This window comes from Sphingomonas sp. CFBP 13714 (assembly GCF_014842205.1).
GTDB classification, from domain to species: domain Bacteria; phylum Pseudomonadota; class Alphaproteobacteria; order Sphingomonadales; family Sphingomonadaceae; genus Sphingomonas; species Sphingomonas aerolata.
Genome location: NZ_JACYVG010000008.1, coordinates 52,846 through 74,555, shown reverse-complemented (window position 1 = coordinate 74,555; position 21,710 = coordinate 52,846). Strand labels below are relative to the sequence as shown.

17 protein-coding genes are annotated in these 21,710 nt (G+C 67.4%); 6 read left to right on the top strand and 11 right to left on the bottom strand.

Annotation, left to right across the window (positions count from 1 at the left end; translation table 11 throughout):
• The first annotated feature begins 87 nt into the window (after nt 1-87).
• Nucleotides 88-1,086, top strand: coding sequence for an LLM class flavin-dependent oxidoreductase (locus IFT54_RS17000; RefSeq protein ID WP_192071482.1), 999 nt, complete (start codon nt 88-90; stop codon nt 1,084-1,086).
• Here the strand turns inward: IFT54_RS17000 and IFT54_RS16995 are convergent, their stop codons facing one another.
• The 3 genes from IFT54_RS16995 to IFT54_RS16985 form a co-directional block, all read right to left on the bottom strand.
• Entirely contained in the window at nt 1,087-2,397 is a 1,311-nt protein-coding gene (locus IFT54_RS16995) for a sensor histidine kinase (protein WP_031440086.1), read from the bottom strand.
• Between the two features lie 100 nt (nt 2,398-2,497).
• A complete protein-coding gene (locus tag IFT54_RS16990) occupies nt 2,498-3,163 on the bottom strand; it encodes a response regulator transcription factor (RefSeq protein ID WP_031393490.1) in 666 nt (221 codons plus the stop codon).
• A 34-nt stretch (nt 3,164-3,197) separates the two neighbouring features.
• Nucleotides 3,198-3,521 carry a hypothetical protein gene (locus tag IFT54_RS16985; protein WP_192071481.1) on the bottom strand — a complete coding sequence of 108 codons (324 nt, stop codon included), beginning with the start codon at nt 3,519-3,521 and terminating at the stop codon, nt 3,198-3,200.
• A 110-nt stretch (nt 3,522-3,631) separates the two neighbouring features.
• Here IFT54_RS16985 and IFT54_RS16980 point away from each other — a divergent pair, with 110 nt between their 5' ends.
• On the top strand, nt 3,632-5,407 hold the full coding sequence (locus tag IFT54_RS16980; RefSeq protein ID WP_192071480.1) for an ABC-F family ATP-binding cassette domain-containing protein: 1,776 nt from the start codon (nt 3,632-3,634) through the stop codon (nt 5,405-5,407).
• Between the two features lie 87 nt (nt 5,408-5,494).
• Nucleotides 5,495-5,749 carry a hypothetical protein gene (locus IFT54_RS16975; RefSeq protein ID WP_031393487.1) on the top strand — a complete coding sequence of 85 codons (255 nt, stop codon included), beginning with the start codon at nt 5,495-5,497 and terminating at the stop codon, nt 5,747-5,749.
• Nucleotides 5,750-5,791: 42 nt separating this feature from the next.
• On the opposite strand, the gene IFT54_RS16970 is transcribed toward IFT54_RS16975, so the two are convergent.
• From IFT54_RS16970 to IFT54_RS16950, 5 genes are read right to left on the bottom strand one after another with little or no spacing between them, the layout of a single operon-like run.
• Nucleotides 5,792-6,601 (bottom strand): ATP-binding protein, encoded by an 810-nt coding sequence (locus IFT54_RS16970; RefSeq protein WP_192071479.1) that lies wholly within the window; start codon nt 6,599-6,601, stop codon nt 5,792-5,794.
• Nucleotides 6,602-6,639: 38 nt separating this feature from the next.
• Nucleotides 6,640-8,655 (bottom strand): tetratricopeptide repeat protein, encoded by a 2,016-nt coding sequence (locus IFT54_RS16965; protein ID WP_192071478.1) that lies wholly within the window; start codon nt 8,653-8,655, stop codon nt 6,640-6,642.
• Entirely contained in the window at nt 8,648-10,027 is a 1,380-nt protein-coding gene (prsR, locus tag IFT54_RS16960) for a PEP-CTERM-box response regulator transcription factor (protein WP_192071477.1), read from the bottom strand. Before prsR ends, IFT54_RS16965 begins: the two co-directional genes overlap by 8 nt.
• On the bottom strand, nt 10,024-12,084 hold the full coding sequence (gene prsK, locus IFT54_RS16955; protein WP_192071476.1) for an XrtA/PEP-CTERM system histidine kinase PrsK: 2,061 nt from the start codon (nt 12,082-12,084) through the stop codon (nt 10,024-10,026). Before prsK ends, prsR begins: the two co-directional genes overlap by 4 nt.
• A gap of 7 nt (nt 12,085-12,091) precedes the next feature.
• Entirely contained in the window at nt 12,092-13,480 is a 1,389-nt protein-coding gene (locus IFT54_RS16950; protein WP_192071475.1) for a TIGR03013 family XrtA/PEP-CTERM system glycosyltransferase, read from the bottom strand.
• A gap of 161 nt (nt 13,481-13,641) precedes the next feature.
• Between IFT54_RS16950 and IFT54_RS16945 the strand changes: the two genes are divergently transcribed.
• Complete coding sequence (locus IFT54_RS16945; RefSeq protein ID WP_107931531.1) at nt 13,642-14,718, top strand: mannose-1-phosphate guanylyltransferase/mannose-6-phosphate isomerase; 1,077 nt, start codon at nt 13,642-13,644, stop codon at nt 14,716-14,718.
• A gap of 197 nt (nt 14,719-14,915) precedes the next feature.
• Here the strand turns inward: IFT54_RS16945 and groL are convergent, their stop codons facing one another.
• From groL to IFT54_RS16930, 3 genes are all read right to left on the bottom strand, one after another.
• Nucleotides 14,916-16,562 carry a chaperonin GroEL gene (gene groL, locus IFT54_RS16940; RefSeq protein WP_031394280.1) on the bottom strand — a complete coding sequence of 549 codons (1,647 nt, stop codon included), beginning with the start codon at nt 16,560-16,562 and terminating at the stop codon, nt 14,916-14,918.
• 103 nt (nt 16,563-16,665) lie between these two features.
• Nucleotides 16,666-16,953 (bottom strand): co-chaperone GroES, encoded by a 288-nt coding sequence (groES, locus tag IFT54_RS16935; protein ID WP_031394281.1) that lies wholly within the window; start codon nt 16,951-16,953, stop codon nt 16,666-16,668.
• A 126-nt stretch (nt 16,954-17,079) separates the two neighbouring features.
• Complete coding sequence (locus IFT54_RS16930) at nt 17,080-18,486, bottom strand: MATE family efflux transporter (RefSeq protein ID WP_342354853.1); 1,407 nt, start codon at nt 18,484-18,486, stop codon at nt 17,080-17,082.
• 749 nt (nt 18,487-19,235) lie between these two features.
• On the opposite strand from IFT54_RS16930, the gene sppA reads away from it, so the two are divergent.
• Together sppA and IFT54_RS16920 are read left to right on the top strand one after the other, a co-directional pair.
• Nucleotides 19,236-21,110: a signal peptide peptidase SppA gene (gene sppA, locus IFT54_RS16925; protein ID WP_192071474.1), complete on the top strand. Its 1,875-nt coding sequence runs from the start codon at nt 19,236-19,238 to the stop codon at nt 21,108-21,110.
• Nucleotides 21,110-21,703 (top strand): GNAT family N-acetyltransferase, encoded by a 594-nt coding sequence (locus tag IFT54_RS16920; protein ID WP_042466732.1) that lies wholly within the window; start codon nt 21,110-21,112, stop codon nt 21,701-21,703. Before sppA ends, IFT54_RS16920 begins: the two co-directional genes overlap by 1 nt.
• The last annotated feature ends 7 nt before the right edge of the window (nt 21,704-21,710 follow it).

Genomic DNA, 21,710 nt, shown 5'->3' with positions numbered 1-21,710 from the left:
AGCCGGCGCGGTCAGGTCACGCGGAGCGCGACGCAGCAAATTTGGCGGACACTGGATAAGCTACCGCTCGGTACCTATATCCAGTGCATGACACGCTATTCCCTGCTCGATCTCGTCCCCGTCGTCCAAGGCGGCACCGTTTCACAGTCGCTCGCCAACGCGGCCGATCTCGCGCGCCATGCCGAGAGCGTCGGATTTCAGCGTTACTGGGTTGCCGAACATCACGGCATGACCGGTATTGCCTCCGCCGCCACTGCGGTCGTGATCGCGCATATCGCCGCCGCGACCAGTACGATACGCGTCGGATCGGGCGGCATCATGCTCCCCAACCACGCCCCGCTGGTGATCGCCGAGCAGTTCGGGACGCTCGACGCGCTGTTCCCCGGCCGGATCGACCTCGGCCTCGGCCGCGCGCCCGGCTCGGACCAGAGGGTGGCCCGCGCGATGCGCCGCACGCTCGAAACCGACGCCAACGCCTTCCCGCAGGACGTGATGGAGCTGCAGAGCTATTTCGCCAATGACGGCCAGACCGGGATCGTCGCGACGCCGGGCGCGGGCGCGCATGTTGAGATGTGGATTCTCGGCTCCAGCACCTTCGGTGCGCAGCTCGCCGCCGCACTCGGCCTACCATATGCCTTTGCGTCGCATTTTGCGCCCGATGCGCTCGATGCGGCCCTCGCCATCTATCGTCGGGATTTCCGCCCCTCGGCACGGCTGGTAAAGCCCCACGTCATGGCGGGCTTCAACATCTTCGCGGCCGATACAGATGCCGAGGCCGAACTGCTCGCCAGTTCGCAGCAGCAGTCGTTCGTCGCGCTCCGTACCGGTAATCCGCGTCAGTTGCCGCCGCCGGTCGCGGGCTATCGCGAATCGCTTGGCGCGCAGGGCAACCAGATTCTCGACCATGTCCTGCAATGCTCGGCCGTGGGCAGCCCGGCCAAGGTCGCGCGCGGGATCGCTGCGTTCGTCGAGCGTACCGGCGTCGACGAGCTGATGGTGACGAGTGCGATCTTCGACCACGAAGCGCGCAAGCGGAGCCTGTCGATCACCGCCGACGTGATGCAGGAACTGAAGATCGCGGCCTGATCAGCTCGCGGCGGGCAGTCTCAGGCGGACCATGAGTCCGCCGAGGTCCTCACTCTCCTCGAGCCCGACCGTGCCCTCGTAGATCTCGGCGACGTCGCGGACGATCGCGAGCCCCAGCCCCGTTCCCGGCTTGCCCGTATCGAGCCGCACGCCGCGATCGAAGATGCGGACGCGCTGTTCCTCAGGGATCCCGACGCCGTCGTCTTCGACCAGGAACTCGACGAACCCGGCCTGCGCGCCGACCGTCACGAAGACGCTGCCACCGCCATATTTCGCGGCGTTCTCGATCAGATTGCCGAGCATCTCGTCGAGATCCTGGCGTTCGACATGGACCTTGAGCGTCTTGTCGCCGGTAATGTCGATCCGGACATGCCGATACAGACGGGCGACAGCACGTTCGACCGATTCGAGGCTCGGCCAGACATCGGCGCGGCTATGCGCGGAGCCGCGCCGGCCGACCGCACGCGCACGCGCGAGGTGATGATCGACCTGGCGCCGCATCGTCCGCGCTTCACGAATGACGGTATCGGCCAGATCGTCCGATTGCGCAGTCGCGGCGTTCATGATCACGGTCAGCGGGGTCTTCAGCGCATGCGCGAGATTGCCCGCATGCCGCCGCGCCTCCTCGGCCTGACGTTCGTTATGCTCGATCAGCGCGTTCAGTTCCTCGACCATCGGCGCGACCTCGATCGGCATCGCGCTGCCCACCCGGTTGGATTGGCCGGCGCGCATCCGCGCAATCTCCTCGCGGACACGGCGCAGCGGCCAGAGTCCGTAGAACGTCTGCATCGCGGCCATGATGATCAGGCCTAGCCCAAGCAGCGCGAAGCTGCGAACCAGCGTGCGCCGCAGCGTCGTGATCTGCGCATCGAGCCCTTCGCGAGCCTGCGCGACCTGGAAGCGCCAGTGGATCTTCGATCCGGGCAGGACGACGTCGCGTTCGACGACCCGCAGCGATTCGTCGCGAAACTGTTTGCTGTCGTAGAAATGTACGTTCAGATCGTCATGCGACGACCCGAACGCCAGCCGCCGGTCCCAGAGCGAGCGTGATGGGAAATCCTCGCGCCCCCGGCCCGATACCTGCCAGTACAGGCCGGAACCGGGCTCGAGGAACCGCTGGTCGGCGGCGGCTTCGCGCGTGAAGATCACCTCGCCCTCGGGCCCGATCTCGGACGAACTCAGCAGCGAACGGAGGACATACTCCAGCTGATCGTCGAAATTGCGCGTCACCGCGCTCGATAGGACACGGTCGAGCGCGAACCCGCCCGCCCCCAACAGCACCGTGATCCACACCGCGGCGATCAGGATCATGCGTCCCGACAGCGATCCCTTTGCCCGGGCCTGCACGTGAAGCGGCAGGTCGGCAGCCAGCGGGGGCGTGTTCATCAGCTATCCGGCGCAATCATGTCGGTCAGGCGTCGGGATCTTCGAGGCTGTAGCCAAGCCCGCGGATCGTCGTGATCACGTCCTGACCCAGCTTCTTGCGGATACGCGTCACGAACACCTCGATCGTGTTCGAATCGCGATCGAAATCCTGGTCGTAGATATGCTCGATCAGCTCGGTGCGGCTGACGACCTTGCCCTTATGGTGCAGCAGATAGCTCAGCAGCTTATATTCCTGCGCGGTCAGCTTTACCGGCTCGCCCGCACGCGTCACCTTGCCGCTGCGCGTGTCGAGGCGGATGTCACCGGCGGTCAGCTCGGACGAGGCGTTGCCACTCGCACGGCGGATCAGCGCCCGCAGGCGCGCAATCAGCTCCTCGCTCTGGAACGGCTTTGCCACATAGTCGTCGGCGCCCGCATCGAGCCCGGCGACCTTGTCGGACCAGCTGTCGCGCGCGGTCAGCACGAGGACGGGCATGACCTTGCCCTCCTTGCGCCAGCGGTCGAGCACGGTGAGGCCGTCGATCTCGGGCAGGCCGAGGTCGAGCACGACCGCGTCGTAATTCTCGGTCGAACCCAGGAAATGCCCCTCTTCGCCATCGACTGCGAGGTCGATCGCATAGCCGGCGCCCTCGAGGGTATTCTTGAGCTGAGCCCCGAGATTCGGCTCGTCCTCGACGATCAGAACGCGCATGATAATCCTCTCGCTTGAATTGCTCGCGGCCGGGCTATTGGCCGGTGCGGCCGATGATCTGGCCGGTCCGGCCATCGACGTCGACCCAGATCACATTGCCATTGCGCAGGAACTTCAGCGTGTAAATGCCGCTGCCCGCATCATAGTCGAAGCCGAGATACTGCGCGCCCTGCATCATCGGCATCACCCGCGCCTCGATCTCGCGCAGCGACAGCGACCGGCCGGTCCTGCGCGCTTCGAAGGCGGAACGCTGGTCGCCATGTCGCTGATCGGGCGCCTGCGCCACCGCAACGCCCGCCGCCAACGGCGTCAGCATCGGGAAAGCAGCAAGAGTTGTCAGGATTAGCAGCATCTTCATGGAGGTGGCATAGGCCCGGCGCATTGAACAGCCTGTGAATGAGGGCGACAGCAGGACGACAGCATAGTGTAACTTGCCTGCATCACCCGGCGACCCTAGGTGACCCGGACATGGCAGCACCTATTCTCGCATTCGAAGGCCTCGGCCTTGTCCAGGGTTCTGGATGGCTTTTTCGCAACCTCGATATCCATATCGGTCCGCGCGATCGCCTCGCGCTGATCGGGCGCAACGGCGCGGGCAAGACGACCTTGCTCAAGCTGCTCGGCGGCAGCATCGAGGGCGATGAGGGCCGCCGGACGATCGTCCCGGGCACCCGGGTCGTGATCCTCGAACAGGAGCCCGACCTGCGCGGCTTTGCGACCCTGCGCGATTACGTGATGGGCGGCGACGATGCGCCGGTCAGCTACGAAGCCGACTCGATCGCCGACCAGCTCGGCATCGATCTGTCGCGTGAAGCCACATCCGCGTCGGGTGGCGAGCGCCGCCGCGCGGCGATCGTCCGTGCGCTGGCGCAGGACCCCGACGTGCTGCTGCTCGACGAACCGACCAACCATCTCGACATCGGCGCAATCGAATGGATCGAAGACTGGCTCAAGCGCTTCCGCGGCGCGTTCGTCGTTATCAGCCATGACCGTACCTTCCTGACGCGTCTCACCAAGCAGACCCTGTGGCTCGACCGCGGCGCGATCCGGCGTGCGGAGATCGGTTTCGGCGGATTCGAGGCGTGGACCGAACAGGTCTATGCCGAGGAACAGCGCCAGGCCGAGAAGCTCGACGCACGCCTGAAACTGGAGGAACATTGGCTGCTGCGCGGCGTCACCGGGCGCCGCAAGCGCAACCAGGGCCGCCTGACCAAGCTGCACGAGATGCGTGCCGAACGCGCGTCGATGGTCGGACCGCAGGGCTCCGCCAATCTCGTGACGGGCAGCGACGACACCAAGTCGAAGGTGGTGATCGACGCCAAGAACGTCACCAAGGCGTATGGGGACCGGACAATCATCGGCGACCTGACGCTGCGCGTCACGCGCGGCGACCGGATCGGTATCGTCGGCCGCAACGGCGCGGGCAAGTCGACGCTGTTGAAGCTGCTGACCGGCGAGATCCAGCCCGACAGCGGCTCGATCAAGCTCGCCCAGACGCTCGACGCGGTCGTGATCGACCAGCAGCGCAGCCTGATGGCGCCTGAAAAGACGGTCCGCGAGGTCGTCGTCGATGGCGGCGAATGGATCGACGTGCTTGGTGTGCGCAAGCACATCCACGGGTATCTCAAGGAATTCCTGTTCGACCCGAACATGGTGGACGCCAAGATCGGGTCGCTGTCGGGTGGCGAGCGATCGCGACTGCTGCTCGCGCGCGAATTCGCCAAGCCGTCGAACCTGCTCGTGCTCGACGAGCCGACCAACGATCTCGACCTCGAAACGCTCGACCTGTTGCAGGAGGTGATCGGCGATTATGACGGCACCGTCCTGATCGTCAGCCATGACCGCGACTTTCTCGACCGGACCGTGACGATCACGCTTGGGCTCGATGGATCCGGAACCGTGGATGTCGTCGCCGGCGGATACGAGGATTGGGAAAAGCGCCGTGCGACCCAGACCAGCGGCAAGCGGGCCTCCAAGAAGGTCGCCGCGACCGCCCCGCCGGCCCCCGCGCCGCGCGCGAAACTGACCTACAAGGATCAGCGCGATTATGAGCTGCTCCCCAAGCGGATCGAGGCGCTCGACGCCCAGATCGCTAGCGATGCCGCAAAGCTTGCCGCGCCGAACCTGTACATGCGCGACAATGCAACCTTCGCCAGGCTGACCGCCGCGATCGAGGCGGCGCGCGCCGAAAAAGAGGCCGCGGAACTCCGCTGGCTGGAGCTGGCTGAGCAGGTTGGCGAATAGCGGCAGCTAAACCGTTCCGAACCATTTGGAACTTGACACATGTTACTGCGTTGCAGCATCCCGCCATTGTACGTTTTGGAGAGTCTTATGAAGCTGAAGAACCTGACCGGTAGCGCGCTCGCTATCGCTATGATGTCCACGTCGGTTGCAGCCGTTGCTGCGCCTGCCAACCCTGCGTCGAGCCTGTCGGTTTCGAAGGCACGCGTCGGTTCGGCAACGACCGGCAAGAACAAGGCTGCAGGCGCTGGCGTGATCGCCGGCCTGATCGCAGCTGGCGTCGTTGCGATTGGCGTTGTCGCCATCGTCAAGGACGACAACGACAACGATTCGGACAGCAACTAAGCTGTTCTGAGGGTCGGCGCTTCGGCGCCGGCCCTTTTTACGTTATTTGCTGATCGCGCGCCCGGACCGCCCCGCTAGATCAACGATATACTGCCAGCCAACACGCCCGGAACGACTTCCCCGCTGCGTTGCCCATGTCAGGGCCTCGTCGGGCCGAAATGGCAGATCGTGTAGCGCCGCATAGCCCGCGACGATCGCCAGATAGCCGTCCTGATCGACGGCATGAAACCCCAGACTCAGCCCGAACCGATCCGCAAGCGCAAGCTGGTCGTCGATCGAATCGCGGGGATTGATGGTGCTTTCCTGTTCGGCGATATCGCGTGGCGCCAGATGCCGGCGGTTCGCCGTCACGGCCAGACGCACATTGGTGGGACGTGGCTCTGCACCGCCTTCGAGCACGGATCGCAGCACACGCGCCTCGGACGGAGTATCGATGCCGAGATCGTCGACGAAGACGATGAAGGCGCGGTCAACGGGCGCCAGCATCGCAAACAGGTCCGGCAGCGCGGTCATGTCGGCGATCTCGATCAGCGCGACATTGCCCTGTTCGGCCTGGACCGCGGCGACAACGCTTTTCACCAGCGCCGATTTACCGGTACCGCGCGCGCCCCATAGCAGGACGTCATGCGCCGCGTGACCGCTGGCGACACGCCGGACCATCTCCAGCAGCAGATGCTTCTGCCGATCGATGCCGATCAGCAGATCGAGCGGCAGCGGGGCGAAACCGCGGATCGGGACAAGCGCCCGGTTGCGCCACACATAGGCGGGAAACGCCAGACAGTCCGCTACTGGCGGCGGCGGCGGCGAGAGGCGTTCGAGGGCGGCGGCGATCCTGTCGAGCGGGTCGGTCATCGCGCGGTCATGACGGCACCGCCGCCGTGCGACAAGGTCTAACGGAGCTCGGCGAGATGGCTGGCGATGGCGCGATCCCCGGGGGCCAGCGCCACCGCCTTGGTCAGCACCTGCCGCGCACCGTCCAGCTTGCCCACGCCCGCCAGCGCGATGCCATAGGCGTCGGTCGCCGCTGCATTCATCGGCGCAAGCGCATGGGCGGCGCGCGCATAGCGAAGCGCAGCCGTATCTGCGCCGTCACGCGGCGCCGCCCCGGCATAGGCGCGCGCGAGATCGGTCAGCAGCCCCGCGTCACGATTGCCGATCCGCCGGCGCACCGCTTCGAGCGTATCGATCGCGGCGGTCCAGTTGCCCGCCATCACGTGCCAATGGCCAAGGATTCGCTGGCCGGTCAGGCTCTGCGGATTTTGCGAAAGATACAGGGCCAGCGCGGTCGATGCCTCGCGTTGGCGCGAGACCCGGCTCAGCGCGTCGACCAGGCGCAGCATCGTCGGTTCGTCGAAGCTGAGATCCGCAGCACGCGCATAAAGCGGTGCAGCGTCCGCGTAACGCCCCGCCACCGCGAAGGTGTCGCCCAGCGTCGACTGGGCGGCGGGCGCGCCGGGGCTTGCCCGCGCAAGGTTGCGGGCGCGGGCAAGCGCATCACCCGGCGCGCGCGCTTGAATCCGGCCGCGAATCGCCGCCAGCAGAGCGCCCGGATCCCCCGGAACCTGCAGGATCGCCGCGTCGAGCGTGCCGACCTGATCGTCGATCGCGAAGGCCGTCGCCATCCCGGTGGCACCGCGGTTTGCGCGATCGAGATCCTGCGCCACACCCTCGCGCTCCCGATCCGTCGTTGCGGTGGCGGCTGCCGCACGCGCGAAAAGCACGAGCGCATAGCTGTCGGCGTCCGCACGGGTGACGATCGGCCTCAGCACCTCCCGCGCCCCGCGCGGATCACCCGACCGCAGCAACGCGGCGCCCAACAGCCGGCGCACGCTGACGTTGAGCGGCTGTTGCCGCGCGAGACCGCGCCACATCGCGCCGGCCTGTTCGAACCGCCCCTCGGCATAGTCGAGCACACCGCTGAGCAGGATCGCACCGGGCATGCTGTCGATCGCCCCGCCAGTCTTCTGGAGCAACCCGCGCGCGAGTTCGGTCCGGCCCGCGCGCGCCGCGAGCACCGCCTGGAGATACAGCGCCTGCGGGCTGCCGGGTCGCGCCCGCTGCGCGCGTCGCGTCGCCGCCAGCATGGCGCGATACCGCCCGGCATCACCGAGCGTGGCGGCATATTCGATCAGCGCCGGATGATAATAGGCATCGCGTGCAAGCGCGCGCTCGAACCAGGGGAGTGCTGCGACCAGGCCGTACCGCCGGCGGACAATTTCGCCCTGCAACGTCAGCGCCGCGGGCTCATCCGGCAACAGCGCGACCGCGCGCGTCGCAGCATCCGCGGCGGTACCGACATCGCCGATAGCCAGCGCCACGCGACCGAGCGCAGTCCAGTTGCGCCCGTCGCGAGGCTGCTCTGCCACCAGGCGGCCAAGATCAACGCGGGCTGCAGCGCCGTTGCCGAGCAGTGCCAGCGCGGCGGCGCGGATGCGGCGAGCATAGGCGGCCTGGCGCGGTGCGGCGCGGTCGGCCGCCTCGATCGCACCGACCGGGTCATTCTGGAGCAGCCGCGCCTGCGCCTGGAACGGGTAGAGCGTGGCGATCGCGATGCCTGCATCGCGCGCGCGGGTCAGTTCGGCCTCGGCTGCGAGCCCGTCTCCCAGTTCGAGCAGGGCGCGTGCAAGGACCACATGCGCAGGCCCGTTCGACGGCGCCGCCGCGATCGCCGCCTGCGCATTGGACCGGGCCGCGCTGTAATTGCCCGACTGCAGCGTGATCCGCGCGTCGCGGAGCAAGCGTCGCGCATCGGGGGGATCGCGCCGCAGCGTCAGCAGCGTCGCCGTCCCCGCGACCGCCACCACGAGCAGCGCGATCGCCAGCAGACGGGCATGGCTCCGCGTGAACACACGCCGTCGCCGCGGTGCGCGTCTGCGGCGCAACAGCGGATATCGCGGGTCACGCATGGAGATCATAGCTTTTGAGCAGATCGTACAGCGTCGGCCGGCTGATCCCGAGCAGCCTGGAGGCGCTCGAGATATTGCCCCCGGCACGGCTCAGCGCGCGACGGATGGCCTTGCGATCCGCCACCTCCCGCGCCGCCCGCAGGTTGAGCCCATCGGCCGTGTCGGCGGTACCGCCGAGGTCGAGATCGGCAGCGGTAATCAGCTTGCCGTCGGCCATGATCACCGCGCGCTTGATCCGGTTTTCGAGCTCGCGAACATTGCCCGGCCAGCTCCAGCCATCGATCGCCGCGCGCGCATCGGGGGCGAGGCCGGTTACGCCGGCATTCATCGTCTTGGCGTACTTCGCCAGAAAATGCCGCGCGAGCAGCGCCGCGTCGCCGCTGCGCTCCGCTAATGAGGGGATCCGGACAACAATTTCCGCCAGCCGATAATAGAGATCCTCGCGGAACCGGCCCGTCGCGACCATCGCGTCGACATCCTGATGCGTCGCGCAGACGATCCGCGTGTCGACCGGGATCGCCTTGCGGCCGCCGACCCGCTCGATCACCCGTTCCTGCAGGAACCGCAACAGCTTGACCTGCAGCGTCATGGGCACGTCGCCGATCTCGTCGAGGAACAGCGTGCCGCCTGCGGCCTGCTCGATCTTGCCCTCGGTGGTCTTGATCGCGCCGGTGAACGCCCCCTTTTCATGGCCGAACAGTTCACTTTCGAGCAACGTCTCGGGAATCGCCGCGCAGTTGATCGCGACGAACCGGCCCCGCGCGCGCGGCGACGCATCATGGATGCCGCGCGCGAGCACTTCCTTGCCCGTGCCGCTCGCGCCCAGCAGCATCACCGCCACATTGGCGGGCGCGACCCGTTCGAGCGTCCGCGTCACCAGCGCCATTTCGGGCGAGGCAGCGATCACGCCGCCAAATCCCGTCCCGCTCGCTGCTACCCGCGCCGCAAGCCGCCGGTTCTCCGCCTCGAGGCCATGGACGTGGAACGCACGTGCGACGATCATCCCGAGCACGTCGATATCGATCGGTTTGGCATAGAAATCCCACGCCCCCTCCGCGATCGCGAGCAGCGCGCTTTCGCGGGCGCCGTGCCCGGAGGCGATAATCACCTTGGTATCGGGTTTCAGCGCGAGGATTTCGCGCAGTGTCGCAAAGCCTTCGGTGACGCCGTCGGGATCGGGTGGCAGGCCGAGATCGAGCGTGACGACGGCGGGTTCGTGCGCACGAACCGCTTCGATCGCGGTGGCGCGGTCGCTGGCGACGACGATCTCATAGCCCTCATACGCCCAGCGCAGCTGTCGCTGCAGCCCGAGATCGTCCTCGACGATCAGAAGCACCGGGCGCGCCTCCACAGGGGATGCCGATGCGCTCATGCCGCCGCCTCCATCGCATCGGCCGCCGGCAACGATATGCGGAACCGCGTCCCCTCACCTTCCCGGCTGAAGACATCGAGCGATCCCCCCATCGCCTCGACCAGTTGCAGTGCCTCGAACGCGCCGATCCCGAACCCCAGCGGCTTGGACGAGGCGAACGGCCGGAACAGCTGATGGCGGACGAAAGCGGGGCTCATCCCGCACCCCTGGTCGATCACGTCGATCGCGATGGTCGCGCCGTTCGCCGCAACCGCGACGACGATCGGAGCATCGCGGTCGCTCGCTTCGATCGCATTCTGGATCAGGTGGCCCAGCACCTGTTCGAGCCGTGCCGCCTGCGCCCGGGCGAGCACCTGTCCGGTCGCCTGTGCCGCGATCGGATGCTGTGCGCGACGCGTGCCGACGACGCGGTTTACCAGTGCTGCGACATCGACCGGCTGGAACGGCTCGCTGGGGGCCGCGTGCGTTTGTGAAAGCCGGGCGAGCAGCGCGTTCATGCGATCGGCTGAGTCCTGAAGAGTGGCGACCATGTCGACGCGGAACGCCGGATTGTCGGCGTGACGCTCTGCGTTGCGCGCGACCAGCGTCAACTGGCTGACGAGATTCTTGATGTCGTGCAGGATGAACGCGAAGCGACGGTTGAATTCGTCGAACCGCTGCGCGTCCGCGAGCGCTGCATGCGCGCGGTCCTCGGCGAGGTAGCTCGCCGCCTGCCGGCCCGCGACCCGCAACAGGTCGAAATCCTCCCAGTCCAGCGCGCGATCGACCGGCGGACGGGCAAGAATGATCGCGCCGACCAGCGCACCGCCATGCACCAGAGGCACGATCGCCCAGGCGGCGGGGCACGCGCTGAGCCAGTGCGGCACGCTCGCGATTTCCTCCGCCGGCGCCGTGCCGCGTCGTACGGGGTCGAGCTCGATGATCCGCGGGCTGAGACGAAGACGCTCGGCCAGCGCCCGATCCGACATCGGTGCCGGCGCCGTCGTCATCTCCCAGTTCCAGGCGGCGGCGCTGCTCATGCCGAGGCCGTCGGGGACGAGCAACAGACCGCCCGGGCTGTCGGTCAGGTCCGCCACCGCCTTCACGATCCGTCCGTCGAGCGGCGCGGTGCCGTCGCCCGGTGCGCCCAGCGTCTCGGTGAAACGCTGCCACTCCGCGCGATAGTCATAGCGATGGCGAAACAGGTGCTTGGCGATCTTCACCTTCGCCCATGCGCGCAGCCACGACGTCGCCAGCAGCCCGAACAGCGCGGCGGTCGCACCGCAGATGATCGCGGTCTGGATCAGCCGCGCATGTTCGCCGCCATAGGCATCGGCGACGCTGGTCGCGACCGCGGTGATCCCGACATAGCTGATCACCGCGATCGCGCCGAGCGACCGGGTGGCGACGCGCCGCGACACCGCGAACGTCCAGTCGCCGCGACGGGTGACCGCGACGAGAAGGAGCAGCGCCATGCCGATCATCGCGACACCGCGTGCGGCAACGATCACGGGCGTCCAGCGCGGCGCGACATAGGCGCTGACAGCCAGCAGCAGATCGACGCTCCACATGATCGTGACCGCGACCACGACCAGCCGTCCGCCGTGCCACGCCGCGTCGGGCGAGGCCCGTGCTGCCTGATGCAGATGATGGACCAGCACCAGGGCGCTGATCGCCACCATCATCCCGAACACCAGCCGCGCCGACTCGGTCTGTGCCTGCGCATCGGCGTCCATCGGTACCAGTTCGACGACTGCGAGCAACGCGCTGATCACCGTGATCGCCACGACGGTGCCATAGACAGCACCCAGCGCACGATTGCCGGTCCGTTCCCGGCGTACGAGCGCGAACATGAAGCCGAGCCAGGCGATGGTGCGCGCGCTTTCGGCGATCCGGGTGCTAATATCGCGAAAGTCTATGCCCGACACGGCCAGCGCCCAGAGCGTCGTCAGGACGAGCGGGCCGACAAAGGCCGCGTTCGACCAGCCGCCGGCGGGCCGCTGCGCCTGCCTGAACACGAGCGCGCCGAACAGCAGCGCGGCCAGCGCGTGCGCCCACAGGATCAGCAGCGCGATCATGCCACGCTCAGCGCGCGCCGGTCGGCCACAGGACGACCCGGAGCGTCTGCAGAAGGATCAGCATGTCGAGGAAGGGCGAATAATTCTTGGCGTAATAGAGATCATATTCGAGCTTGTGCCGCGCATCCTCGATCGATGCGCCGTAGGGATAGTTGATCTGCGCCCAGCCCGTGATGCCCGGCTTCACCATGTGACGCTCGGCATAATAAGGCAGCTGGGTCTCGAGTTCGTCGACGAATTGCGGCCGTTCGGGGCGCGGGCCGACAAAGCTCATCTCGCCGCGGAGCACGGTCCAGGTCTGCGGCAGTTCGTCGATGCGGACCTTGCGGATGAAACGGCCGATCCGCGTGATGCGGGGATCGTCCTCCGCCGCCCAGACCGCCTTGCCGGCAATCTCGGCATCCTGCCGCATCGAGCGGAGCTTCAGGATGTCGAACCCCTGATTGTAGAGGCCGACGCGCCGCTGGCGATAGAAGGCGGGGCCGCGCGACTCGAGCTTGATCGCAAGCGCGGTGACCAGGATGACCGGCAGCGTGGCCGCGAGCAGGATCAGGCTGGCGACGATGTCGAACGCGCGCTTGAACACGCTCGACAGCATCCGGCCACTGGCGAAACCGTCGGAAAAGATCAGCCAGGACGGGTTCACGCTGTTGAGATCGATCCGCCCGGTTTCGCGTTCGAGAAAGGTCGAAATCTCGATGACCTGAACGCCAGTCGTGCGGACACGGAGCAGATCCTTGAGCGGCAGCGCGTTGCGCCGTTCTTCGAGCGCGAGGACGACTTCGCCCGCGTTCAGGTCGACAATATGCGCCGCCAGGTTCGGGATGTCGGCGCGGGGAATCGCACCGTCGACCACCGCCTCCGCCTCGCCCATCGCGACGAAGCCCGCCGCGACGAAATTGATCCCGGGCTGTTGCGAGAGCGCGAGGATCCGCGCGGCACGATGGCCAGCGCCGAGCACGACGATTCGTCGCTTGAACGTGTCGCCACCCAGCAGCCGGCCAAGCACCGCGCGCACCGTCACCAGCAGGACGGCCGCGATCAGCGTCGCATAGAGCAGGTTCGACCGCCAGAAGGTGAGCGCGGGGACCAGGAAGAAGATCAGCGACTGGAAGATCACGCCGAGCGAGAAGGCGACCGCGAGCCGCGCGGCGGCGAACCGCAGCGACAGGAAGGAGGCGACGCCATAGGCGCCGACCGCGACCAGCGCGATCTGCAACGCCGCGGCGAAGGTCGCGAGCTGGAGCACGCGCGTGTGGATCGGCTCGACCGCCATGCCGATCTGATGCGCACGGACGACCCAGCCGATCTCCCCCGCCACGACCAGCAGCACGGCGTCGACGATGCCGAGCAGCAGCACCGCATAGGGGACGTAGTGCTTGAAGAGCCTGATCATCGTTCGGCGGGATCCCGACAGGGTGACTGTAAACGCACCCGACACCTAGCTGTCTCTTTGCACCAATTCGCAAACAAAGGCTGAAGACCGCGCGCTGGCGGGGTGGTTTGCGATTGGAAGTCCCGGATTGGTCGTTATACGGTCTCCCGAGTGGAGGTCGCATGACAGTTCGAACGATTATACCCGTGATTCTGTCCGGCGGTTCCGGCACCCGGCTGTGGCCGATGTCGCGTCCCGAAATGCCCAAGCAGATGCTCGCGCTGACCGCGGACCAGACCATGTTGCAGCTGACGGCAGGCCGCGCACAGGGCGAACGCTTCGCGGCGCCGATCGTCGTCGCCAACGCCGCGCATGCCGATCTGGTCGAAGCGCAGCTGAAGGATGCAGGCGCCGAGGCACAGGCGCTCATCCTCGAGCCGATGGGCCGCAACACCGCGCCCGCGATCGCACTCGCGGCGATCGCCGCGGGCGAGACCGGTGCCGGCAGCGGCGACGCGATGCTCGTCATGCCGTCCGATCACGTCATCGCCGACCTGCCCGCCTTCCACGCCGCGATCGCCGCGGCGCTGCCGATGGTCGCGCAGGGCTGGCTGGTGACGTTCGGCATCGCCCCCGACGCGCCTGAAACCGGCTATGGCTGGATCCAGGTCGGCGAGGAGCTGGCTGCGGGTGTCCACCGCGTCGCGCGCTTCGTCGAGAAGCCGCCGCTCGACAAGGCGGAGGCGATGCTGGCTTCGGGCGATCATGCCTGGAATGGCGGCATCTTCCTGTTCCGCGCCGATGCCTATCTCGCTGCCCTTGCTCAGCATGATCCCGGCATCCTGGTCGCGACGACCGATGCGATGAAGCTCGCCCGCCGCGAAGGCACGCGGATCTATCCCGACGCCGAGGCCTTTGCCGCGTCGCCCGATGATTCGATCGACTATGCGGTGATGGAAAAGGCCGACCGCGTCGCGGTGGTGCCGGTGGCGATGGGGTGGAACGACGTTGGCAGCTGGGACGCGTTGCATGCGATCAGCGCGCGCGACGCGGACGGCAATGCGCATCGCGGCGATGGCGATGGCAGCGTGCTGGCGATCGATACCAAGAACTGCCTGGTGCGCAGCGACGGCGTCAAGGTCGCGCTGGTCGGGGTCGAGGACCTGATCGTGGTGGCGAGCGGCAACGACGTGCTGATCATGCCGCGCGGTCGCAGCCAGGAAGTGAAGAAGCTGATCGCGGCGATGAAGAACCGCTGAGGCCTTCTCGCAATAGTGAGGACGGACAAAGGGCCGGGGATCGCTCCCCGGCCCTTTTGCTTTGGGTCGTCTTGGTCGGAACGGAGGACCGGCAAAGCCGGCCCTTTTCGTCGGACGGGACTGGAGGCTTTCGCCGTCCAGCCCGCCGGCCGTTCTGATCCTGTGTCCGGGGCAGGTTGACCTGCCCCGGTCCAAGATCAGAAGTCCATGCCGCCCATGCCACCCATGCCGCCGCCGCCGCCCATGGGCATGGCGGGCTTGTCTTCGGCCATTTCGCTCACGGCCGCTTCGGTCGTGATCAGCAGGCCTGCGACCGATGCCGCGTTCTGCAGCGCGGTGCGGACGACCTTGGTCGGATCGATCACGCCGGCTTCCACCAGGTTCTCGTAGGTGTCGGTCGCGGCGTTGAAGCCGATGTTCGAGTCGTTGCCGTCGAGCAGCTTGCCCGAAACCACCGCACCGTCATGACCCGCATTCTGCGCGATCTGGCGAACCAGAGCGGTCAGCGACTTGCGGACGATGTCGATACCGCGCGTCTGGTCCTCGTTCGCACCGGTCAGGCCGTCGAGCACCTTGGTCGCGTACAGCAAAGCCGTACCACCACCGGGGACGATGCCCTCTTCGACGGCTGCGCGGGTTGCGTGCAGCGCGTCGTCGACGCGGTCCTTGCGCTCCTTGACTTCGACTTCCGAAGACCCGCCGACCTTGATCACGGCAACGCCGCCGGCGAGCTTGGCAAGACGCTCCTGGAGCTTCTCCTTGTCATAGTCGCTGGTGGTGTTCTCGATCTGGCGACGGATCGCTTCGGTACGGCCCTTGATCGTCTCGTGATCGCCGGCACCGTCGACGATGACGGTGTTGTCCTTGTCGATCGTGACGCGCTTGGCGGTTCCGAGCATGCCGAGCGTGACGGTCTCGAGCTTGATGCCGAGGTCTTCCGAGATCATCTCGCCCTTGGTCAGGATCGCGATGTCCTCGAGCATCGCCTTGCGACGATCGCCGAAGCCGGGTGCCTTGACCGCTGCGACCTTCAGGCCACCGCGCAGCTTGTTGACGACGAGCGTGGCGAGTGCCTCACCCTCGATGTCCTCGGCGATGATCAGGAGCGGACGACCCGACTGAACGACGGCTTCCAGGATCGGGAGCATCGCCTGCAGGTTCGACAGCTTCTTCTCGTGGATCAGGATGTAGGGATCCTGAAGCTCGACGGTCATCTTCTCGGGGTTGGTGATGAAGTAGGGCGAGAGATAGCCGCGGTCGAACTGCATGCCTTCGACGACGTCGAGCTCGAATTCGAGACCCTTGGCTTCCTCGACGGTGATCACGCCTTCCTTGCCGACCTTCTCCATGGCTTCGGCGATCTTCTCGCCGACTTCACGGTCGCCGTTGGCCGAGATGATCCCGACCTGCGCCACTTCCTTCGAACCCGAAACCGGCTTCGAACGCGCCTTGACGTCCTCGACGACCTTGACGACGGCGAGATCGATGCCGCGCTTCAGATCCATCGGGTTCATGCCCGCTGCGACCGACTTCATGCCCTCGCGAACGATGGCCTGCGCCAGGACCGTCGCGGTGGTCGTGCCGTCACCGGCGATGTCGTTGGTCTTCGAGGCCACTTCGCGCAGCATCTGCGCGCCCATGTTCTCGAACTTGTCCTTGAGCTCGATCTCCTTGGCAACGGTGACGCCGTCCTTGGTGATGCGCGGTGCGCCGAAGCTCTTGTCGATGACGACGTTGCGGCCCTTGGGCCCCAGGGTCACCTTGACCGCGTCGGCGAGGATGTCGACGCCGCGGAGGATGCGCTCGCGCGCGTCACGACCGAATTTTACGTCCTTGGAAGCCATGTCAGCTACCCTTTCAAACGAATGTTGTGAATGTTGAGACGAAAACGGTATTTTTGAGCGCGGTCCGGACCAGCTCTAAAAGCCGATCCAGGCCACGTCGGCGTCAGCCGACGATGCCCAGAATGTCCGATTCCTTCATGATCAGCAGATCTTCGCCGTCGACCTTGACCTCGGTGCCCGACCACTTGCCGAACAGGATCTTGTCGCCAGCCTTGACGTCGAGCGGGGTGATCGTGCCGTTCTCGGCGCGGGTCCCGGTGCCGATGGCGACGACTTCGCCTTCCTGCGGCTTTTCCTTGGCGGTGTCGGGGATGATGATGCCGCCAGCCGTCTTCTCTTCGGCTTCGAGGCGCTTCACCAGCACGCGGTCGTGCAACGGACGAAAGTTCATGGGATCCATGTCCTTTAGGTTTGTGACAGATTTCTGGCACTCGACGATATCGAGTGCCAACAGCCGTCATATGTGCCGCGTCCCCGGCATCGTCAACGGGCGTCCAAACGAAAATCGCGTCAATCGTTACATTCCGCGGGTCAGGACGAGCCCCAGCCGATCGCGCCGCGACCAGCGCCACAGCAGCAGCACCGACACCACCGCGAGCCCTGCGAACAGCCCCCACCACACCCCCTCGCCCGCAAGCGGCGTGCGGAAGCCGAGCAGGATCGCGGTGCCGAAGCCGATCACCCAATAGCCGAACAGCGCGATCAGCATCGGCGTCCGGGTATCCTGCAACCCGCGCAGCACGCCCGCCGCGACCGCCTGCGCGCCGTCGACGAGCTGGAACACCGCGGCCACGCCGAGGAACCGCAGCGCGAGCGCGACGACGACCGCGTTCTGCGGCAGGTCGGGATCGACATAGACGCCGATCATCAGCCGCGGCACCGCCCAGATCAGCAGTGCGCTGGCCGCCATGAAGCCGATCCCGACGACCAGCGCGACATTGCCCGCGCGAGTGATCCAGACCCGGTCCTGCGCGCCGTACGCCATGCCGACGCGGATCGTCGCCGCCTGCGCGACGCCGAACGGCACCTGAAACGCGATCGCGGCGATGTTGAGCGCGATCGCATGCGCCGCGACCTCCGCGACGCCGATCAGCCCCATCAGCAGTGCCGCGCCGCCGAACAGCGCGCCCTCGAAGATCCAGGTCAGCATGATCGGCGTGCCGAGCCGGACGATCTCGTGGAAGCGCGACCATTCGGTCCGCCACCAGCGGCCGAACAGGTGGAAGCGCCGCAGCCGCCGGTCGGTCGTCAGGATCACGCCATACGCGATCATCATCACGCCGAGGCTGGCGACGCTGGCGAGCGCCGAGCCCTCCAGCCCGAGCGCGGGGAAGCCGAGATTGCCGAACACCAGCAGCCAGTTGCCCGCGATCCCGACGAGCAGCGACAGCCCGGTGACGAGAAACGCCCAGCCCGGCCGGCCGAGCGCCGCCGCGGCGGTGCGCATGACGCCCGCGAGCACGCCGGGCAGCAGCGCAAAGGCGATGATCGTCATGAACCGGCCGGCGCGGCGCGCGACCTCCGGGTCCTGCCCGGCGAGCCGCATCAGCGTTTCGCCCTGCGTGAGGACCAGGATGACGGGGAGCGAACCGAGGATGCCGAGCCACAGCGCCATCCGCACGCTGCGCCGGACCTCGCGCACGGCATGCGCGCGGCGGCCGAGTTCGGCGGCGATTAGCGGTGCCGCCGCGCTGGTCAGCCCGATCAGCGCGAACATCAGCAAGTTGAAGACGAACACGCCGAGCGTCGCGGCGGCAAGATCGACCGTGCCGAGCCGCGCGACGAAGATCACGTCGACCGCGGACACCGCCATCTGGATCAGGTTCGCCCCGACCAGCGGCGTGGCGAGCCGCAGCAGCGCGCGAAACTCGGCGCGGGCATCGGCGGGCGCCGGGCCGGTGGCGATGGGAACGGGTTCGATCACCCGGCCGCCCCTAGCGGGATTTGCGGCGTGGGACACCTGGGATCTGTGCGGGGGGGCGTGCGGGGGGTTGGGGTGGGTTGGGCGGGACTGGCTGGCCAGTGGATTGGTCCTTTGAGGGCGGCCGGGGTCGCCCCCCCACCTCGGTTATCCGCCCCCCTGCCCCCCCCTTCGTCATCCTGACGAAAGTCAGGACCCAGGGTTACGGGGCGCTGTCCTGTTTGGCTCTGGGTCCTGACTTTCGTCAGGATGACGGAATTGGGGTGGGGGTGCGGTGTGATCGGGGCGGCGGGTTGTTTGGCGAGCGTTGCGGCGGGGTTGGAGGCCCTGCCCCTCCCCGTTCGTCACCCTGACGAAAATCAGGACCCAGGGTTGCGGGGTGCTGGCCTGCTTGGCTCTGGATCCTGACTTTCGTCAGGATGACGGGATTGGGTGCGGTGTGGTGTGATCGGGGCGGCGGTTTGCGCGGGGCGGTTTGGGCGCGCGGGGTTGGTATCCCTGCCCGTCCCGTCCGTCATCCTGACGGAAGTCAGGATCCAGGGTTACGGGGCGCTGTCCTGCTTGGCTCTGGGTCCTGACTTTCGTCAGGATGACGGATTGCGGTTGCCGGCGCGCGCGGAGCGGTGCCAGCGGGCGACCGCCGTGCGAAAGATAAGCGTATTGCTCCCGCATGACACACGCGGCTATCGTCGACGGCGAACCGGCGTTGCCGGCATCGCACCAACCGGCCGTGCCGGTATGAGGAGACGCAGGTGAAGCTGGTACGCGGCGCATGGAAGCTGTTGGTCGGGATCAAGGACGCACTCGTCCTGGTCGCGATGCTGCTGTTCTTCGGTCTGGTCTTCGCGGCGCTCAACGCGCGGCCGGGGACCAAGGCGATCAAGGACGGCGCGCTGGTGCTCGACCTGAACGGCTCGATCGTCGAGCAGCCCGCCGAACCCGCCGCCTTTGCCGCGCTGTCGGGACAGAATACGCCGAAGCAGTTTCGCCTGCGCGACGTGGTGCGCGCGATCGATACCGCGCGGACCGATGGCCGGGTGAAGGCGCTGGTGCTCGATCTCGACGGCTTTACCGGGGCCTATCCGGCCGCGCTGGGCGAGATCGGCGACGCGATCGCGCGCGTCCGCGCCGCCAAGAAGCCCGTGCTCGCCTATGCCACCGCCTATACCGACGGCAGCTACCGGCTGGCCGCCAATGCGAGCGAGGTCTGGGTCAACCCGCTGGGCGGCACGCTGTTCATGGGGCCGGGCGGCAACCAGCTTTACTATAAGGGGCTGATCGACAAGCTGGGGATCACGACGCATGTCTACCGCGTCGGCCGCTACAAGTCGTTCGTCGAGCCCTATACGCGCACCGACCAGAGCGACGATGCGCGCGCGGCGAGCCAGGCGCTGTACGGCACGCTGTACGATCAGTGGCGCGAAGCGGTCGCCAAGGCCCGCCCCAAGGCGCAGATCGCGCAGTTCCTCGCGCGTCCCGACGCTTTGGTGCTCGCCGCCAATGGCGACATCGCGACCGCGAACCTGCGCGCAGGGATCGTCGACAAGCTCGGCGACCGGACCGCGTTCGGCAAGCGCGTCGCCGCGATCGCGGGCGCCGACACGAGCAAGCCTGCGGGCAGTTTCAACACCATCACCTATGATTCCTGGGTCAAGGCCAATCCCCTGCCGACCGGCGGCGACGCGATCGGCGTGCTGACCGTGGCGGGCGACATCGTCGACGGCGAAGGCGGCCCCGGCACCGCGGCGGGCAAGACGATCGAGAAGGCGATGCTCGACGGCCTCGCCAAGAAGAACCTCAAGGCGCTGGTCGTGCGCGTCGATTCGCCGGGCGGATCGGTGCTCGCGTCCGAACGGATCCGGCTCGCGATCCTCGAGGCCAAGAAGAAGGGCCTGCCGGTGGTCGTGTCGATGGGCGGGCTCGCCGCGTCGGGCGGATACTGGGTGTCGACGCCTGCCGACGTGATCTTCGCCGAGCCCGGCACGATCACCGGGTCGATCGGCATCTTCGGGATCATCCCGACGTTCGAAACCGCACTCGCCAAGATCGGCGTCACCACCGACGGCGTGAAGACGACGCCGCTGTCGGGGCAGCCCGACATCACCGCCGGCACGACGCCGATGTTCGACACGCTGATCCAGGCGGGGATCGAGAATGGCTATCGCCAGTTCATCGCGCGCGTCGCCGCGTCGCGCAAGCTGAGCCCCGCGCGGGTCGACGCGATCGGCCAGGGCCGCGTCTGGGACGGCGGCACCGCACGCCAGATCGGGCTGGTCGACCGGTTCGGCACGGTGAAGGACGCGATCGCCGAGGCCGCCCGCCGCGCCAAGCTCGATCCCGCCAAGATCCACGCCGAATATCTCGAAAAGCCGCCGGGCGTGCTTGCCCAGCTCGCCGCCGGTTTCGACACGGGTGACGACGACACCACGACCGGCGGCGACGCGTTCGGCCGGATCGCGCTCGACCGCCGCCAGATGGTCGCGCGTGCGGTCGGCGACATGAAGCGGCTGGCGACATCGGGCTCGATCCAGGCACGCTGCCTCGAATGCGGCGGCATCGGCCCGAGTGCCGGCGACGGCGGCGACGCGCGGCTGCTCGACCTGCTGCTCGCGCGGATCGGCCTGTAATGCCGGGCGCGTCGCCCGCGATCGGGACGGCCGGGGCCATCACGATCCGGGCGGCGCGCCCCGAGGACGCCGCCGCGATCGCCGCGATCTATGCGCCGCACGTGCTGGTGGGGACGGTCTCGTTCGAGACCGACGCGCCCGACGCGCGGCAGATGCGGACGCGGATGGCGGCGTCAGACGGGCTCTATCCCTGGCTGGTCGCGACGGTGGGGGATGCGGGCGGGGTGATCGCGTTCGGCTATGCCGGGCGGTTCCGCGAGCGCGCCGCCTATCGCTTCGTCGTCGAGACCACGGTCTATGTCGCGGATGCGGCGCAGCGCCAGGGTGCGGGGCGGCTGTTGTACGAGGCGCTGATCGACACGCTGCGCGCGCAAGGCTTCACCCAGGCGATCGGGGTCATCGCGCTGCCCAATGACGGATCGATCCGGCTGCACGAATCGGTCGGGTTTCGCCGCGCCGGGGTCTACCGCGCGGTCGGGTACAAGAACGGCCAGTGGATCGATGTCGGCCACTGGCAATGCGCGCTGAACGACGCGGCGGTGCCACCGGTCGAGCCGCGCCGCTTTGCCGAGGTTGGCGTCGTGCGCGGCTGACTGCGGA

Coding starts and splice junctions, on each gene's coding strand:
- IFT54_RS16950 (WP_192071475.1), bottom strand. CDS start 13,480: ATGATCAGGCTCTTCAAGCACTACGTCCCCTATGCGGTGCTGCTGCTC.
- groES (WP_031394281.1), bottom strand. CDS start 16,953: ATGAACTTTCGTCCGTTGCACGACCGCGTGCTGGTGAAGCGCCTCGAA.
- IFT54_RS16965 (WP_192071478.1), bottom strand. CDS start 8,655: ATGCGTGACCCGCGATATCCGCTGTTGCGCCGCAGACGCGCACCGCGG.
- prsK (WP_192071476.1), bottom strand. CDS start 12,084: ATGATCGCGCTGCTGATCCTGTGGGCGCACGCGCTGGCCGCGCTGCTG.
- IFT54_RS16920 (WP_042466732.1), top strand. CDS start 21,110: ATGCCGGGCGCGTCGCCCGCGATCGGGACGGCCGGGGCCATCACGATC.
- IFT54_RS16985 (WP_192071481.1), bottom strand. CDS start 3,521: ATGAAGATGCTGCTAATCCTGACAACTCTTGCTGCTTTCCCGATGCTG.
- IFT54_RS16995 (WP_031440086.1), bottom strand. CDS start 2,397: ATGATCCTGATCGCCGCGGTGTGGATCACGGTGCTGTTGGGGGCGGGC.
- IFT54_RS16970 (WP_192071479.1), bottom strand. CDS start 6,601: ATGACCGACCCGCTCGACAGGATCGCCGCCGCCCTCGAACGCCTCTCG.
- prsR (WP_192071477.1), bottom strand. CDS start 10,027: ATGAGCGCATCGGCATCCCCTGTGGAGGCGCGCCCGGTGCTTCTGATC.
- IFT54_RS16980 (WP_192071480.1), top strand. CDS start 3,632: ATGGCAGCACCTATTCTCGCATTCGAAGGCCTCGGCCTTGTCCAGGGT.
- IFT54_RS16975 (WP_031393487.1), top strand. CDS start 5,495: ATGAAGCTGAAGAACCTGACCGGTAGCGCGCTCGCTATCGCTATGATG.
- IFT54_RS17000 (WP_192071482.1), top strand. CDS start 88: ATGACACGCTATTCCCTGCTCGATCTCGTCCCCGTCGTCCAAGGCGGC.
- groL (WP_031394280.1), bottom strand. CDS start 16,562: ATGGCTTCCAAGGACGTAAAATTCGGTCGTGACGCGCGCGAGCGCATC.
- IFT54_RS16945 (WP_107931531.1), top strand. CDS start 13,642: ATGACAGTTCGAACGATTATACCCGTGATTCTGTCCGGCGGTTCCGGC.
- IFT54_RS16990 (WP_031393490.1), bottom strand. CDS start 3,163: ATGCGCGTTCTGATCGTCGAGGACGAGCCGAATCTCGGGGCTCAGCTC.